Origin of the sequence: Ralstonia insidiosa, from assembly GCF_008801405.1 — a bacterium.
GTDB classification, from domain to species: domain Bacteria; phylum Pseudomonadota; class Gammaproteobacteria; order Burkholderiales; family Burkholderiaceae; genus Ralstonia; species Ralstonia insidiosa.
Window position 1 is genome coordinate 1 of sequence record NZ_VZPV01000007.1, and the last position, 15,815, is coordinate 15,815.

At 62.6% G+C, this 15,815-nt stretch carries 17 protein-coding genes and 2 pseudogenes; 10 read left to right on the plus strand and 9 right to left on the minus strand.

Annotated elements, in window-relative coordinates; genetic code table 11:
- Window positions 1–417: 417 nt before the first annotated feature.
- Window positions 418–852, minus strand: a complete 435-nt coding sequence (merR, locus tag F7R11_RS26520) for a mercury resistance transcriptional regulator MerR (protein ID WP_004636746.1) — start codon at window positions 850–852, stop codon at window positions 418–420.
- Window positions 853–922: 70 nt separating this feature from the next.
- Here merR and merT point away from each other — a divergent pair, with 70 nt between their 5' ends.
- The 10 genes and pseudogenes from merT to F7R11_RS27550 all read left to right on the plus strand — a co-directional run.
- On the plus strand, window positions 923–1,273 hold the full coding sequence (merT, locus tag F7R11_RS26525; protein WP_004636748.1) for a mercuric ion transporter MerT: 351 nt from the start codon (window positions 923–925) through the stop codon (window positions 1,271–1,273).
- Window positions 1,274–1,285: 12 nt separating this feature from the next.
- Window positions 1,286–1,561, plus strand: a complete 276-nt coding sequence (gene merP, locus F7R11_RS26530) for a mercury resistance system periplasmic binding protein MerP (RefSeq protein ID WP_004636750.1) — start codon at window positions 1,286–1,288, stop codon at window positions 1,559–1,561.
- A gap of 27 nt (window positions 1,562–1,588) precedes the next feature.
- Window positions 1,589–2,011: an organomercurial transporter MerC gene (gene merC / locus F7R11_RS26535; RefSeq protein WP_004636756.1), complete on the plus strand. Its 423-nt coding sequence runs from the start codon at window positions 1,589–1,591 to the stop codon at window positions 2,009–2,011.
- Window positions 2,012–2,050: 39 nt separating this feature from the next.
- A complete protein-coding gene (gene merA / locus F7R11_RS26540; RefSeq protein WP_004636758.1) occupies window positions 2,051–3,736 on the plus strand; it encodes a mercury(II) reductase in 1,686 nt (561 codons plus the stop codon).
- 17 nt (window positions 3,737–3,753) lie between these two features.
- Window positions 3,754–4,119 carry a mercury resistance co-regulator MerD gene (merD, locus tag F7R11_RS26545; protein WP_004636761.1) on the plus strand — a complete coding sequence of 122 codons (366 nt, stop codon included), beginning with the start codon at window positions 3,754–3,756 and terminating at the stop codon, window positions 4,117–4,119.
- Entirely contained in the window at window positions 4,116–4,352 is a 237-nt protein-coding gene (gene merE / locus F7R11_RS26550; protein WP_004099015.1) for a broad-spectrum mercury transporter MerE, read from the plus strand. The genes merD and merE overlap by 4 nt, the downstream gene beginning before the upstream one ends.
- The gene (locus F7R11_RS27375; RefSeq protein WP_004636771.1) at window positions 4,349–5,350 is read left to right on the plus strand and encodes a DUF3330 domain-containing protein; all 1,002 of its coding nucleotides are present in this window, start codon (window positions 4,349–4,351) and stop codon (window positions 5,348–5,350) included. The genes merE and F7R11_RS27375 overlap by 4 nt, the downstream gene beginning before the upstream one ends.
- 118 nt (window positions 5,351–5,468) lie before the next feature.
- Window positions 5,469–6,029 carry a recombinase family protein gene (locus F7R11_RS26560; protein ID WP_004636773.1) on the plus strand — a complete coding sequence of 187 codons (561 nt, stop codon included), beginning with the start codon at window positions 5,469–5,471 and terminating at the stop codon, window positions 6,027–6,029.
- A 2-nt stretch (window positions 6,030–6,031) separates the two neighbouring features.
- Window positions 6,032–8,998, plus strand: coding sequence for a Tn3 family transposase (locus F7R11_RS26565; protein ID WP_009242142.1), 2,967 nt, complete (start codon window positions 6,032–6,034; stop codon window positions 8,996–8,998).
- A 33-nt stretch (window positions 8,999–9,031) separates the two neighbouring features.
- Window positions 9,032–9,220: pseudogene (locus F7R11_RS27550) on the plus strand (Tn3 family transposase); the annotation flags it as partial.
- A gap of 147 nt (window positions 9,221–9,367) precedes the next feature.
- On the opposite strand, the pseudogene F7R11_RS26570 reads toward F7R11_RS27550, so the two are convergent.
- The 8 genes and pseudogenes from F7R11_RS26570 to F7R11_RS26605 form a co-directional block, all read right to left on the minus strand.
- Window positions 9,368–9,532 (minus strand): annotated as a pseudogene (locus F7R11_RS26570) (transposase); the annotation flags it as partial.
- A 1,356-nt stretch (window positions 9,533–10,888) separates the two neighbouring features.
- Window positions 10,889–11,740 carry a replication initiator protein A gene (locus F7R11_RS26575; protein WP_234710890.1) on the minus strand — a complete coding sequence of 284 codons (852 nt, stop codon included), beginning with the start codon at window positions 11,738–11,740 and terminating at the stop codon, window positions 10,889–10,891.
- Between the two features lie 224 nt (window positions 11,741–11,964).
- On the minus strand, window positions 11,965–12,276 hold the full coding sequence (locus tag F7R11_RS26580) for an addiction module antidote protein (protein ID WP_004637272.1): 312 nt from the start codon (window positions 12,274–12,276) through the stop codon (window positions 11,965–11,967).
- A complete protein-coding gene (locus F7R11_RS26585) occupies window positions 12,273–12,602 on the minus strand; it encodes a type II toxin-antitoxin system RelE/ParE family toxin (RefSeq protein ID WP_009277737.1) in 330 nt (109 codons plus the stop codon). The genes F7R11_RS26580 and F7R11_RS26585 overlap by 4 nt, the downstream gene beginning before the upstream one ends.
- A gap of 67 nt (window positions 12,603–12,669) precedes the next feature.
- On the minus strand, window positions 12,670–13,050 hold the full coding sequence (locus F7R11_RS26590; protein ID WP_004637276.1) for a TrfB-related DNA-binding protein: 381 nt from the start codon (window positions 13,048–13,050) through the stop codon (window positions 12,670–12,672).
- 80 nt (window positions 13,051–13,130) lie between these two features.
- Window positions 13,131–14,423, minus strand: coding sequence for a ParB/RepB/Spo0J family partition protein (locus tag F7R11_RS26595; RefSeq protein WP_009242143.1), 1,293 nt, complete (start codon window positions 14,421–14,423; stop codon window positions 13,131–13,133).
- A 12-nt stretch (window positions 14,424–14,435) separates the two neighbouring features.
- On the minus strand, window positions 14,436–15,218 hold the full coding sequence (locus tag F7R11_RS26600) for a ParA family protein (RefSeq protein ID WP_009242144.1): 783 nt from the start codon (window positions 15,216–15,218) through the stop codon (window positions 14,436–14,438).
- Window positions 15,219–15,246: 28 nt separating this feature from the next.
- Entirely contained in the window at window positions 15,247–15,666 is a 420-nt protein-coding gene (locus tag F7R11_RS26605; RefSeq protein WP_009242145.1) for a hypothetical protein, read from the minus strand.
- Window positions 15,667–15,815: the final 149 nt, after the last annotated feature.

The window sequence follows — 15,815 nt, forward strand, 5'->3', positions numbered from 1 at the left end:
ACGCCACGAATCGCAGATTTGAAAGTGAACAGGAAAGTCAATGAAATCAACGATCTACCAACACCACCTCCGCGCCAGTGCTAGCTTTTCGTACCGTCACTTATTGCACTGAAAACGAGGGGACCCCGAAAAGCCCCCGATAGACGAATCGGGCGCGTCGGCCCGAGCCTCGAATGGCTCCAGGCCGGGAAAAATGGGCAAGTTAGCCAGGATCAGGCCGATTTCATGCGTGCTGGCACTCGAATTCGACCGCCAAGCCCCGGAAACAGAGCCTTCGCGGGCAGTGATTCGTCTATCGTGTTCACTTTCGCCGGCAGGCATCCGGCTCGCATCGAGGCGGCCGCCGTAGGGCAGTGGCTGGCCAGCGGTTCGCATGAGCTGTTCGGGGTCGTCTCAGAAAACGGAAAATAAAGCACGCTAAGGCGTCGCCGCCCCTGCCAGGCTTGCCCCGCCCTGTAGTGACGCGATCAACGGGCAGGAAACATTCCCCTTTCGTGCATGGCAGGCGCACACGAGTTCAGACAGCACGGTTTCCATGCGCGCCAAGTCGGCCATCTTCTCGCGCACGTCCTTGAGCTTGTGCTCGGCCACGCTGCTGGCTTCCTCGCAGTGGGTGCCATCGTCGAGCCGCAGCAGCTCGGCGATTTCATCCAGGCTGAAGCCCAACCGCTGAGCGGATTTCACGAACCGCACCCGCGTTACATCCGCCTCCCCATAGCGGCGGATGCTGCCGTAAGGCTTGTCCGGCTCGGGCAGCAAGCCCTTGCGCTGATAGAACCGGATCGTCTCCACATTGACGCCGGCCGCCTTGGCAAAAACGCCAATGGTTAGGTTCTCCAAAGTATTTTCCATATCGCTTGACTCCGTACATGAGTACGGAAGTAAGGTTACGCTATCCAATCCAAATTCAAAAGGCCAACGTATGTCTGAATCGCAAAACGGGCGCGGTGCGCTCTTCGCCGGCGGGCTGGCCGCCATCCTCGCCTCCGCTTGCTGCCTCGGGCCGCTGGTTCTGATCGCCTTGGGCTTCAGCGGGGCTTGGATCGGCAACCTGACCGTGCTGGAGCCGTATCGCCCGATTTTCATCGGCGCAGCGCTGGTGGCGTTGTTCTTCGCCTGGCGGCGCATCTACCGCCCTGCGCAAGCCTGTAGGCCGGGTGAGGTCTGCGCGATTCCCCAAGTGCGAGCGACCTACAAGCTCATTTTCTGGGTCGTGGCCGTACTGGTTCTGGTCGCGCTCGGATTTCCCTATGTCATGCCATTTTTCTACTGATCGGAGTTCACCATGAAGAAACTGTTTGCCTCCCTCGCCCTCGCCGCCGTTGTTGCCCCCGTGTGGGCCGCTACCCAGCCCGTCACGCTGTCCGTACCGGGCATGACGTGCTCGGCCTGTCCGATCACCGTCAAGAAGGCGATTTCCAAGGTCGATGGCGTCAGTAAAGTTGCCGTGACCTTCGAGACCCGCGAAGCGGTGGTCACCTTCGATGATGCCAAGACCAGTGTGCAGAAGCTGACCAAGGCAACCGGGGACGCGGGCTATCCCTCCAGCGTCAAGCAGTGAGCCACTGAACCCGACCCTGGGGCGATCATGGGACTGATCACACGCATTGCCGACAAGGCCGGCGCGCTTGGCAGTGTGGTTTCCGCGATGGGCTGCGCCGCCTGTTTTCCGGCCATCGCCAGCTTGGGCGCGGCCATCGGGCTGGGCTTTCTACAGGAATACGAAGGCTTGTTCATTTTCACGCTGCTGCCGCTGTTCGCCGTCGTCGCTTTGCTGGCGAATGCACTGGGCTGGCTCAGTCATCGGCAATGGCACCGCAGCCTGCTCGGCATGATCGGGCCAGCCATCGTGTTCGCCGGAACCGTCTGGTTGCTTGGCAACTGGTGGACAGCGCGCCTCGTATACACCGGCCTGGCCCTGATGATCGGCGTGTCGATCTGGGACTTGGTTTCACCGGCAAATCGCCGCTGCGGGCCGGATGGCTGCGAACTCCCAGCAAAACACGGCTGACGGCGTGAGCCAGCGGCCAACACAGAAAAGGAACGATGAATGACCACCCTCAAAATCACCGGCATGACTTGCGACTCGTGCGCAGTGCATGTCAAGGAAGCCCTGGAGAAAGTGCCAGGCGTGCAGTCGGCGAATGTCTCATATACCAAGGGCAGCGCCAAGCTCGCCGTCGAGACCGGCACATCGCCGGACGCGTTGACTGCCGCCGTGGCCGGACTCGGTTATCGGGCCACGCTCGCCGACGCGCTCGTGCCTCCGGTGGGCGGCGGCTTGCTCGTCAAGATGCGCGAATGGCTAGGTAGCGGCGACAAGGCTGGTGATGATGGTGGCGGATTGCATATTGCCGTTATCGGCAGCGGCGGCGCGGCGATGGCGGCGGCGCTGAAGGCCGTCGAGCAAGGCGCGCACGTCACCCTGATCGAGCGCGGCACTATTGGCGGCACCTGCGTCAATATCGGCTGCGTGCCGTCCAAGATCATGATCCGCGCTGCTCACATCGCCCACTTGCGTCGAGAAAGCCCGTTCGATGGCGGCATGCCGCCCACACCGCCGACGATCTTGCGCGAGCGGCTGCTGGCCCAGCAGCAGGCGCGCGTCGATGAACTGCGCCACGCCAAATACGAAGGCATCCTGGATGACAATCCCGCCATCTCCGTGCTGCACGGCGAAGCCCGTTTCAAGGACGCGCACAGCCTGACCGTGCAACTCAACGGTGGTGGCGAACGTGTGCTGGCGTTCGACCGTTGCCTGATTGCCACCGGCGCGAGTCCGGCCGTGCCGCCGATTCCCGGCCTGAAGGACACGCCGTACTGGACTTCCACCGAAGCACTGGTCAGCGACACCATTCCTGAGCGGCTGGCCGTGATTGGTTCGTCGGTGGTAGCGCTGGAACTGGCGCAGGCGTTCGCCCGACTGGGCAGCAAAGTAACGATTCTTGCACGCAGCACCCTGTTCTTCCGCGAAGACCCGGCCATCGGTGAGGCAATCACGGCGGCGTTCCGCGCCGAAGGGATCGAGGTGCTGGAGCACACCCAGGCCAGCCAGGTCGCGCACGAGGGCGGCGAATTCGTGCTCACCACGGCGCACGGCGAGCTGCGCGCCGACAAACTGCTGGTCGCCACCGGTCGCTCGCCCAACACGCGCAGCCTGGCACTGGACGCGGCAGGTGTCGCGCTCAACCTGCAAGGCGCTATCGTCATCGACGTCGGCATGCGGACCAGCACGCCGGACATCTACGCGGCCGGCGACTGCACCGACCAGCCTCAGTTCGTCTATGTGGCGGCAGCGGCCGGCACCCGTGCGGCGATCAACATGACGGGCGGTGACGCGGCGCTTAACCTTGCCGCCATGCCTGCCGTGGTGTTCACCGATCCGCAAGTCGCCACCGTGGGCTACAGCGAGGCAGAGGCCCAGCACGACGGGATCGAGACCGACAGTCGCACCTTGACCTTGGACAACGTGCCGCGCGCACTCGCCAACTTCGACACACGCGGCTTCATCAAGCTGGTCGTTGAAGAAGGCAGCGGACGACTGATCGGCGTGCAGGCGGTCGCGCCGGAAGCGGGCGAGCTGATCCAGACCGCTGCGCTGGCGATTCGCAACCGCATGACGGTGCAGGAACTGGCCGACCAGTTGTTTCCCTACCTGACGATGGTCGAGGGCTTGAAGCTCGCGGCGCAGACCTTCAACAAGGATGTGAAGCAGCTTTCCTGCTGCGCCGGGTGAGAAAAAGGAGGTGTTCGATGAACGCCTACACGGTGTCCCGGCTGGCCCTTGATGCCGGGGTGAGCGTGCATATCGTGCGCGACTACCTGCTGCGCGGACTGCTGCGGCCGGTGGCGTGCACGCCAGGCGGCTACGGCCTGTTCGACGAGGCTGCCTTGCAGCGGCTGTGCTTCGTGCGGTCCGCCTTCGAAGCGGGCATCGGCCTCGATGCGCTGGCGCGGCTGTTCCGGGCGCTGGATGCAGCGGACGGTGGCGAAGCGGCCACGCAGCTTGCCGTGCTGCGCCAGTTCGTCGAACGCCGGCGCGAAGCGTTGGCCGATCTGGAAGCGCAGTTGGCCACCCTGCCGACCGAGCCGGCACAGCACGCGGAGAGTCTGCCATGAACGGCCCGGAACGCCTGCCGACCAAGACACGCAAGCCGTTCACCGGCTACCTGTGGGGCGCGCTGGCCGTGCTCACCTGTCCCTGCCATTTGCCGATTCTCGCCGTTGTGCTGGCCGGAACGACCGCCGGCGCATTCATCGGGGAGCATTGGGGTATTGCAGCCCTCACGCTGACCGGCTTGTTCGTGCTGTCCGTGACGCGGCTACTGCGGGCCTTCCGGGGCGGATCATGACGACCTCGCACCCCGCCGGATGGACGGCGACCGAGTTGGCGCAGGCGGTTGTGCGCGGGCAACTTGAGCTGCATTACCAGCCGATAGTCGATCTGCGCAGTGACCAGATTGTCGGTGCGGAAGCCCTGTTGCGCTGGCGTCATCCGACGCTCGGGCTGCTGCCGCCCGGCCAGTTCCTGCCTGTGGTCGAATCGTCCGGCCTGATGCCGGAAATCGGTGCCTGGGTGCTGGGCGCAGCCTGCCGCCAGATGCGCGAGTGGCGGAAGCTGGCGTGGCAACCGTTCCGGCTGGCCGTCAATGTTTCGGCGAGCCAAGTGAGACCGGGTTTCGACGGGTGGGTAAAGGACATGCTGGCTGATGCCGAGTTGCCCGCCGAGTCTCTTGAAATCGAGCTGACCGAATCGGTCGCATTCGGTAATCCGGCGATCTTCCCCGCCCTGGAAGCCTTGCGACAGATCGGTGTGCGCTTCGCCGCCGATGACTTCGGCACCGGCTATTCCTGCCTGCAACACCTGAAGTGCTGCCCGATTACTACGCTCAAGATCGACCAGTCCTTCGTCGCCGGACTCGTCGCCGATCACCGCGACCGAACCATCGTGCGCTCCGTGATTCAGCTTGCGCACGGGCTGGGCATGGACGTGGTGGCCGAGGGCGTGGAAACGCCGACCAGTCTCGCACTGTTGCGGCAAGCGGAGTGCGATACGGGACAAGGCTTCCTGTTCGCCAAGCCAATGCCGGCGGCGGCATTCGCCGCCTTTGTCAGTCAATGGAGGGGTGCCACCATGAATGCAAATGATCCGACTGCCACCAGTTGCTGCGTGTGCTGCAAGGAAATCCCGCTCGATGCCGCCTTTACCCCGGAAGGCGTGGAGTATGTCGAGCACTTCTGCGGGCTGGAGTGCTATCAGCGCTTCCAGGCGCGGGCCAAGGCAGAGAACGAAACCGGTGCTGATCCGAACACCTGCGGCTCGCTGCCGTCAGACTCAGGCATACCCTAACCTGGCGTCAGATCGTCCGGCGCGGAAGCGTCAGAATAGAGCCGCCTCGCGAATTGTTTGACACAGCCCGTCAAAGGTCATAGATTTCTTCCTGACACATTTCCCTCAGGAGGATACCTTGCACGGTCAGCGCATCGGTTACGTCCGCGTCAGCACCTTCGACCAGAACCCGGAACGGCAACTGGAACAGATTCCGGTGGACAAGGTGTTCACCGACAAGGCGTCGGGCAAGGATACCCGGCGGCCCGAACTGGAACGGCTGCTCGCCTTCGTGCGCGAAGGCGACACGGTGGTGGTGCACAGCATGGATCGTCTGGCACGCAACCTCGACGACCTGCGCCGCCTGGTGCAGAGCCTCACCCGGCGCGGCGTGCGCATCGAATTCGTGAAAGAGCATTTGACCTTCACCGGCGAGGACTCGCCGATGGCGAACCTGATGCTCTCGGTGATGGGCGCGTTCGCCGAGTTCGAGCGCGCTCTGATCCGCGAGCGTCAGCGCGAGGGTATTGCGCTCGCCAAGCAACGCGGAGCTTACCGTGGCAGGAAGAAATCCCTGTCGTCTGAGCGTATTGCCGAACTGCGCCAACGTGTCGAGGCTGGCGAGCAAAAGACCAAGCTGGCTCGTGAATTCGGAATCAGTCGCGAAACCCTGTATCAATACTTGAGAACGGATCAGTAAATATGCCACGTCGTTCAATCCTGTCCGCCGCCGAGCGGGAAAACCTGCTGGCGTTGCCGGACTCCAAGGACGACCTGATCCGACATTACACATTCAGCGATACCGACCTCTCGATCATCCGACAGCGGCGCGGGCCAGCCAATCGGCTGGGCTTCGCGGTGCAGCTCTGCTACCTGCGCTTTCCAGGCGTCATCCTGGGCGTCGATGAACCGCCGTTCCCGCCCTTGTTGAAGCTGGTCGCCGAGCAGCTCAAGGTCGGCGTCGAAAGCTGGGACGAGTACGGCCAGCGGGAGCAGACCCGGCGCGAGCACCTGGTCGAGCTGCAAACCGTGTTCGATTTCCGGCCCTTCACCATGAGCCATTACCGGCAGGCCGTCCAGATGCTGACCGAGCTGGCGATGCAAACCGACAAGGGCATCGTGCTGGCCAGCGCCTTGATCGAGCACCTGCGGCGGCAGTCGGTCATTCTGCCCGCGCTCAACGCCGTCGAGCGGGCGAGTGCCGAGGCGATCACCCGCGCCAACCGGCGCATCTACGACGCCTTGGCCGAACCATTGGCGGACGTGCATCGCCGTCGCCTTGATGACTTGCTCAAGCGCCGGGACAACGGCAAGGCGACCTGGTTGGCCTGGCTGCGCCAGTCACCGGCCAAGCCGAATTCGCGCCACATGCTGGAGCACATCGAACGCCTCAAGGCGTGGCAGGCACTCGACCTGCCTTCCGGCATCGAGCGGCTGGTTCACCAGAACCGCCTGCTCAAGATCGCCCGCGAAGGCGGCCAGATGACACCCGCTGACCTGGCCAAGTTCGAGCCGCAGCGGCGTTACGCCACCCTCGTTGCGCTGGCCATCGAGGGCATGGCCACCGTCACCGACGAAATTATCGACCTGCATGACCGTATCCTGGGCAAGCTGTTCAACGCCGCCAAGAACAAGCATCAGCAGCAGTTCCAGGCATCGGGCAAAGCCATCAATGCCAAGGTGCGCCTGTACGGGCGCATCGGCCAGGCGCTGATCGACGCCAAGCAATTGGGCCGCGACCCGTTCGCTGCCATCGAGGCCGTCATGTCCTGGGACGCCTTCGCCGAGAGCGTCACCGAGGCGCAGAAACTCGCACAGCCCGAGGACTTCGATTTCCTGCACCGCGTCGGCGAAAGCTACGCCACGCTGCGCCGCTACGCGCCGGAATTCCTTGCCGTGCTCAAGCTGCGGGCCGCGCCCGCCGCCAAGGACGTGTTCGACGCCATCGAAGTGCTGCGCAACATGAACAGCGACAACGCCCGCAAGGTGCCCGCCGATGCGCCGACCGGCTTCATCAAGCCGCGCTGGCAGAAGCTGGTGATGACCGACACCGGAATCGACCGGCGCTACTATGAACTGTGCGCGCTGTCCGAGTTGAAGAACTCCCTGCGCTCGGGCGACATCTGGGTGCAAGGGTCACGCCAGTTCAAGGACTTCGAGGATTACCTGGTGCCACCGGCGAAGTTCGCCAGGCTCAAACAGTCCAGCGAGTTGCCGCTGGCCGTGGCCACCGATTGCGACCAGTACCTGCACGAGCGGCTGACGCTGCTGGAAACGCAGCTTGCCATCGTCAACCGCATGGCGGCGGCAAACAACCTGCCTGATGCCATCATCACCGAGTCGGGCCTGAAGATCACGCCGCTGGATGCGGCGGTACCCGACACTGCGCAGGCGTTGATCGACCAGACGGCCATGATCCTGCCGCACGTCAAGATCACCGAACTGCTGCTGGAAGTGGACGAGTGGACAGGCTTTACCCGTCACTTCGCGCACCTGAAATCGGGCGACCTGGCCAAGGACAAGAACCTGTTGCTGACCACGATCCTGGCCGACGCGATCAACCTGGGCCTGACCAAGATGGCCGAGTCGTGCCCTGGCATGACCTACGCTAAGCTGGCGTGGCTGCAAGCCTGGCACGTCCGTGACGAAACCTATGGGGCGGCGCTGGCCGAGCTGGTCAACGCGCAGTTCCGGCATCCCTTCGCCGAGCACTGGGGCGACGGCACCACGTCATCGTCGGACGGCCAAAACTTCCGCACTGGCAGCAAGGCCGAGAGCACCGGCCACATCAACCCGAAATACGGCAGCAGCCCAGGACGGACGTTCTACACCCACATCTCCGACCAGTACGCGCCGTTCCACACGAAGGTCGTGAACGTCGGCGTGCGCGACTCGACCTACGTGCTCGACGGCCTGCTGTACCACGAGTCCGATCTGCGCATCGAGGAGCACTACACCGACACGGCGGGCTTCACCGATCACGTCTTCGCGCTGATGCACCTACTAGGCTTCCGCTTCGCGCCGCGCATCCGCGACCTGGGCGACACCAAGCTCTATATTCCCAAGGGTGAAACCGCCTATGACGCGCTCAAGCCGATGATCGGCGGCACGCTCAATATCAAGCACGTCCGCGCCCATTGGGATGAAATCCTCCGGCTGGCCACGTCGATCAAGCAAGGCACGGTGACGGCCTCGCTGATGCTCAGGAAACTCGGCAGCTACCCGCGCCAGAACGGCTTGGCCGTCGCCCTGCGCGAGTTGGGCCGCATCGAACGCACGCTGTTCATTCTGGACTGGCTGCAAAGCGTCGAGCTACGCCGCCGCGTCCATGCTGGGCTGAACAAGGGGGAAGCCCGCAACGCGTTAGCCCGCGCCGTGTTCTTCAACCGCCTGGGCGAAATCCGCGACCGCAGCTTCGAGCAGCAGCGCTACAGAGCCAGCGGCCTCAACCTGGTGACGGCGGCCATCGTGCTCTGGAATACGGTTTATCTGGAACGGGCCGCGAATGCCCTGCGTGGCCACGGCAAGCCCGTTGATGACTCTCTATTGCAGTATCTGTCGCCGCTGGGTTGGGAGCACATCAACCTGACTGGCGATTACCTCTGGCGCAGCAACGCCAAGATCGGCGCGGGCAAGTTCAGGCCGCTACGGCCACTGCATCCGGCTTAGCGTGCTTTATTTTCCGTTTTCTGAGACGACCCCATGCAGGCGGTCCTGGATCGCTGGTCGAACCGCCGCCAGGTCATTCCACCGGAACTGATCGGGAAGATTGCGCCCACCAGGCTGGAGAGCATCAACTTGCGGGGTGTGTTTCGCTTCCCGGTTGACCGCTATGCTGACCAAATCCTGCCTTCGCGGCCAAATGCATCGATAACTGGCACCAATGGATGAAACCGACCACGGTTTGACGCCACGAATCGCAGATTTGAAAGTGAACAGGAAAGTCAATGAAATCAACGATCTACCAACACCACCTCCGCGCCAGTGCTAGCTTTTCGTACCGTCACTTATTGCACTGAAAACGAGGAGACCCCTAAGGAGGGCGGTGGGTAGCTTCTTGAACGGCTCGAGCCGACAGCGCCGCGCCCAGCTCAGCCAGGCCCTGAGGTCGGATGCGGCCTGTTCGATGCTGTTGTGCGCTGTGGCCCGTGCGTACACCGCGCGCAGCGCCATCTTCAGCCGCCACGCCCGCGCGCTCTTGAGGGGGACGTCTCAGAAAACGGAAAATAAAGTACGTTAAGCCATTGGCATGGCCACCGCTCTCGCAAACGATCATTTTCAAGAAGCCACCGTGAGAATGCGGGCCGCGCCAGTGCTGGCCTTGTCCGTCCCGTTCTCGAAAACCGCTCTCGAATCGAGCCGCCGAGACTGCCGAGTTTCGAGAACAGCCGAAACGCCGCTTCCAGCGGCAGACGCCACACGCAAAGCCGCGCCGTTGCTGGATCGAGCATTCCTTAGCGTGCTTTAAATTCCGTTTTCTGAATCGACCCCTGTTCAGCAAAAAAATCGACCGCACAGAACGCGCTACAAGCGATTTTTCCGGGTGTCCGAGGGGTCAGGGCTGGCCAATGGTCAGAAAACGCCGTAGCGGGCCTCCTGCGCGGCCATTTCAGCCCTTTTAAGCCTTCATGCCCATCGCGGAAGGCTTCGCCCCTCCCTTTTGAAGACTTTTTGACGGTTGTGTAGCAGGGACGGTCTTCCACGGCGCGCAGCGCGCCCGGTTGAGCGGCCGGCGCGGCCGTAGGACGCGGCGGGCGTGATTTATCCGGTGTCTTAGCGCCCGTAGGGTGCCCCGCTTGCGGGGCAGGTCAGGACGGCCGCTTGCGGACGGCCTGAGCCGCTTAGACCGTGGTTGCAGGGCGGTGGAGCACCCCCGCCCGGCGCAGCCGGGCTTTGTAAGCACTCGCGCCAAGGGCGCGCACGACTTGGGGTGAGGCCGAAGGCCGAGGGGCAAAGCCCCTGGGGGGATGGGAGGACGGCGAAGCCGGCCGGGAGGGTTCGAGAAGGGGGGGCACCCCCCTTCGGCGGCGTTAAAACGTTAAATAAGAAGGCGTTAAAACGCGCGCGCGTGTTACGCTGTGGATAAGCTGTCGTAAGTCCTTGTCGCGTAAGACTTTTTCCAAGTGGCATGTACGCCGATAGACGAGAAAGCTGTACGCCGATAGACGAGAAAAACGTACCGCGATAGACGAGTGTTTGTACGTCGATAGACGAAACGGCCGGTTTTTCTGTGGATAAGTAGCCAAATGTACGCCGATAGACGAGTGTTTTTGGCAGTATCGGATGCTTTCAGCGTGGCAGCAAAAAAGGCGTTTTCGGATGCTTCCGGGCTAAAAATCCAATGCTGACGCGGGTTTTTCGGTAGTTTTGTCGCACAGGGGTGTGCGGTGATAGACGAGTAAACCGTACCGCGATAGACGAATTCGCGCAGTTTGGCAAGAAGGCGAAATGTACGCCGATAGACGAGTCCGGGCCGGCGCTGGCCAGGGGGCCACGATGGGCGGTTGAGGCTCTGCCGGTGGTCAAGCTGGGGCAGTGCGGCGAGCCTCTGCATGGGCGTCAGGCCAGCTTTTTTTGCAAGAAGTAGGACACCCAGGACAGCTTGCCGGCCTTGTTGGCCTCGCATACCAGTTTGGCGTTATCGCGGGTCATGATGACCAGCTTGTTGGGCTTCACGGACTCGTCGAGGAACATCCGGTAGTCGGGCAATGGGTCGCGCTCCACGATTTCCTTGATCTCCTGCTTGAAGCGGCGCAAGGTCTGCGAGCTGCCCGTTTTCTCCAGCAGCAACGGCAAGCTGATTTCCCACCATGCCTTATCGCCGCAGTGCTTGCGGGCCAGCTCGTACAAGCGGCGTTCCAGGGCTTGGCCAAGGCTGAAGTAGTCGGGGTGTAGCGTGAGGATGTCGAAGTCCATTGCGGCCCGGTAGAGCCATTCAGAAATTGTCAGTTCCAACTCCAGCGCGCCCTTGCCGTTCTTCGTCCAGGTCGTCACGCGGTAGTCTTCGATCAAGCCGAAGCCTTCGAGCTGTTCCTTCTCGTTCGTCTTGACGTTCGTTTCAATGGTGGTGCCCTTCAAGCGCCGGCACATGTCCACCACGCGCTCGTAGGCCGCGCCTCCGGTGCTGCGGCGCGTTCCCAGCAGAAACGGGTACACGTCCACGCGGACACGGCGCGAAACCTTGATGCCAGCATCGTGCCCTCGCACGATCTGGCTGATGCAGTAGATCAGGATGTCTTTGTCGAAGACTGTAGCCGCGCCCACAGCGGACGGGATGATGCGAATGCTCCGGCCTGCACGCGAATAGACGCGGATGCGCGTGTCGCGGTTCTTTGACAGGGAGAAGATGGGGTACTCCATTGAGGACACATCATCTTTAACGGGCCAATCATGGATCGCCTCAAGCACCACAAACAGGTCAGGTTGCACGGCGCTGGCCAGGATGTTCCCACTTGCCGGCTCATCGCCTCGCCCAAGTGGAAAAAGTGTTGCGCTTTCGCTGTCTGTGTTATGATGGGACATTCATTGCTCCTTATGTGTCTCTTGCTGCCAAGCGGGTTGATCCGTTAGGGGTTGATGATGGTCTTTGAAGTGCCCGGCCTGCTCGCCGGGCATTTTCTTTTGTGCGTTCCGATTCATGCCGTGGCATGGTGCTGGCCGACTGGCTGCACCGCCAAGCGCAGGCCCAGCGCCTTGAGCACGGCAGACAGGCTGCGCAGCTCCGGGTTGCCCTGGGGCGACAGCGTGCGGTAGAGCTGGTTGGCATTCAGCTCGGTTTCTTTGGCGATAGCGCGCACGCCACCGCGCGCTTGAGCCATCTGGCGCAGCGCCACCAGTAGATCGGCCGGTTCTCCATCCAGGAGAAGCTGGTTTAGGTACTCGGCCGCAAAAGCCGGGTCTTCCTTGAACAGTTCGGCCATTGCTTCGTCGTGGCTTCGATCCTTCATGCTGACCTCCGTTGCCAGTCTTTCCAAAACCCAATCGCGCGCTCGATGTCGGCGTCCTGGGTGCCTTTGTCACCGCCGCATAGCAGTAGAACTACCACCGCGCCCGCCATCGCGTAATAGACGCGGTAGCCGGGGCCTTGGTCGATTCGCAGCTCCCACACACCTTCGCGGCAGGGCTTGTGATCGCCAAAGTTCCCCGCCTCAATGCGGCCCACGCGCCTGACCACCTGGCCTTTTGCAATCGGGTCGCGCAGCTTCTTCAGCCACTCTTGAAACGGGTCGTGCTCGTCCTCGGTGATGTAGTGCCGAACGGTGAACATGTCCATATTATCGTTTATAAACGACAAAGGCGCAAGGGAGCACCCTGCGCCTCGTCTTGGTTGATCGCGTAGGTCATGGCGCGGCCACCAATAACTTGGCGGCCTTGCGCACGGCGTTCGTGGCCTTATCCAGCGCCTCGGCGCATCTGGCCGCGTCGTCGCACCCTTTCATTGCCTCGGCCAAGGCGGCCAGCTCCAAGGCCAAGGTTTCAGGAAGATCCAGCTCCACGCGAATGGAACTCACGCCCGGCGTCGTAGTTTTCTTGTATGCCCGCTCGATAGTGGCCACGGCTCCGCTGACACGTTGCTTGCTCATACCGTACTCGGTGGCCACGTCCACTTGGGCGCGTCCATCCACCAACACGGCGCGCGCCATTTCACGGGCTTGGTCGCCCATGCGGGTGTCGGCGGCAGCGCGGTCAAAGGCTTGCGGGGTAAGGCGTTTCAGTCTCATTGGGGCCGTCCGGTGCATCAGCGCGGTTTCGCGCGCGAAAGTTGAAAGAGAGGCGGCCAGCGGCCGCCCTCATAGAGAGGTCAGAAACGCCAGCCTTCCGGCATGTCGGGAGAGGCATTCCGGCCAGCGCCCTCGATGTCGGGATGCAGTTCTTCCCACAACTGCGCCGGCGTCTTGTCCTTCAGCTCGCCCTGGAGCTTCTTCAGGTACATGACAGCCCGCTCCGGGCCGATGCCTTCCAGCATCGGCAAGGTCATGGACAGGAACCCTTGCCACAGCACCCACTCGGTTTCGTGCATGTTGTGGCCCAGCGTGGTCATGTGGGTTTTCATGCTGAAGAACTGCGCCTGATTGGCTTCGCCCCACTCGAAGGTTTCTTCCCGCAGCGACAGCAGCTTTTCGTTGGCTCGCTCCTTCTCGGCGGCGGCCTTCTGCTCCGGGGTCAGCTCCATCGTCGGGAGGGCTTGCTGGCCGCGTCCCGAGGCGACGGCCGGGGCCGGTGCGGGGTCTTGGCCGCCGTCCTCGTCCTGGTCGCCGGCATCAGCTCCAGCAGCCGCACGCTCGGCATCCCGCTTGCGCTGTTCTTCCAGCCATGCAGGCGTCTTCTCCGGGGCCTTGTCGCCGGCCTTCTTGGCGTTGTCCAGCTCGATGCGGCGCTGGGCCAGATCGTCTTGCTGCTGCTTCCATGCCTTCATTCTGGCCAGCGTGTTGCGGGCTTCGTCGCGCGACAAGGGCAAGCCCTCGTTCATGCGGTGAGAGAGGCGCGAAAACTCGGTGTGCGTGTCCTCGATGTCGTAAATCTGGTTGAGGCAGTGAAGCACCTCGAAGTCGCCGCACAGATCGTTCTCCAGCAGCTCGCGCACCGGGTCTGCATAGCGGCGCACAGCCATGCGCTTGCTAACCCATGCCTCGCCACGGTTCCAGATCGTCATGGCTTCCTTGGTGCCGTACAGCTCCACGTCTTCGATCACGCCCATTGCTTCCTCGTAGGCGGTCAGGTCGTCGCGGTCGTTGTTCTCCGTGACTTGCAAACGGCGGATTTGCAGCTCGGTCAACCCCTTCTTGATGATGACGGGCACCTTGACCAGCCCAGCCAGCGGCGCGGCGCGGTAGCGGCGCTCCCCGACGATGATGCGGTAGCGGCCGTCCGCTTCTTCATGCACCACCAGCGGCTCGATGATGCCGTTCAGCTTGAAGCTCTCGGCCAGTTCCTCCAGGTTGCGGAACGTCTTGCGAACCTGCTTGACGCTGTAGATGCGCGCCAGTTCGATTTCGGCGTCGGCCGGCTGCACCGGCTTGACGGCGATCTGAGCCACGGCGGACAGCTTGCCCAGGTTGAGGCCGGGCTTTTTGTTGGTTGCGGTTGCGGTCATGTCCTTGTCCTTTTAGATCGCGGCTTTGTCGAAAATCTGGTTGCACACCGCTTTCATTTCGCGGGCGGCCAGGATTTGGCTTTCGCCGCTTTGCACGCGCCACACCGGCCGATCCTTGGCGTACTGCGTGGCTGCGCGGTCGTAAAGCACCCCTTCCATCACCACCTCGCCCAGCTCGTCGCGCAGTTGCTCCAGGGCGTTGCGGTCGAAGGCGCGGCGGGTATTGACGCGGTTGGCCAGCAGGCCCAGCGTCACAAGGTCGGCGTTCCATTCCAGTTGCTGCACGCGCGCAATGTCTTCAAACAGGTCGCCCAGGCCGTCGATGGCGTCTTGATCCATCGTGCAGGGGCACACCACGAAGTCAGCGGCGATCAGCGCGGCATACAGCGGATTCCCCAGCGTCGGGGCCGTGTCGATGATGCACACGTCGAAGTCTTTGGCCAGCTTGGCAAGCGCAGCGCGCGGGGCGTGCAGGTCTTCCAGCGGGCGGCTGGCCACGTCCACCAGCTCGCGGTCAGCAGCCACCAGCGCAGCGGACTCCCCGCACGGAAGCGGTTGCAGTTCGATGGCCTCTCCGTCGAACAAGGCGCTACCCGTCAGCGATTGCAGCTCGTCGCCCTGGTCGCCCACGGTACGCTCGCGCAGTGCCCGGAGGGTCTTGCTGAAGTTCTTTTGCGGATCGAGGTCAACGCACAGGACGCGCAAGCCGCGCTCGATGGCGAAGAAAGCCAGGTTTCGGGCAACAGTGGTCTTGCCGACTCCGCCCTTCTGGTTGGCGATAGCGATGGTTTTCATGATCGTTCGTCCTTTCCCTGGTTGTCGATCAGGCCGCCACCGACACGTCGGCAGGCTGGAAGCACAGCTCAAAATTCACCATGACTTGCAGCCAGTTCATAGCGAACATGTTGATTTGGGCGCGGCGCGGATTCACCGCACTGCCGCCCGTGTAGATCACCTGATAACCGAAGGTGTCTTCCATCTCCAGCACCTCGGCCAGCTTGTTGGCCATATCCACACGCAGCTTGAGCCACGGCGCAGGCATTACCGTGCCCTTCTTCTGGTTGTCGTCGGCCAGCTCGATCAGGCGCATGTCACCCTCGGCGGCCGCAATGTGGCAATACACGGCCATGTCGTCAGGGATTCGCGGAGGGGCGCAGAAAACCGCACCAGCGCGGGCGGATTGCAGGCTGGGGATCAGGTCGGCCAGTCGGTCAAAGAGGCGGGCATAAACGGTAGTACGCATGGTCAAAGCTCCTAAGTCATGTTGATGATGGTCTTCGGTGGATCGTCCCTTTCGCGTGCGAAAGATCGGTTCAGCGCCCCACTGTCTGCTCACAGTTGTTTCCGGGGTTCATCGGCCGTCCATCCGCTGCCGATGAGTTGAATTCTACC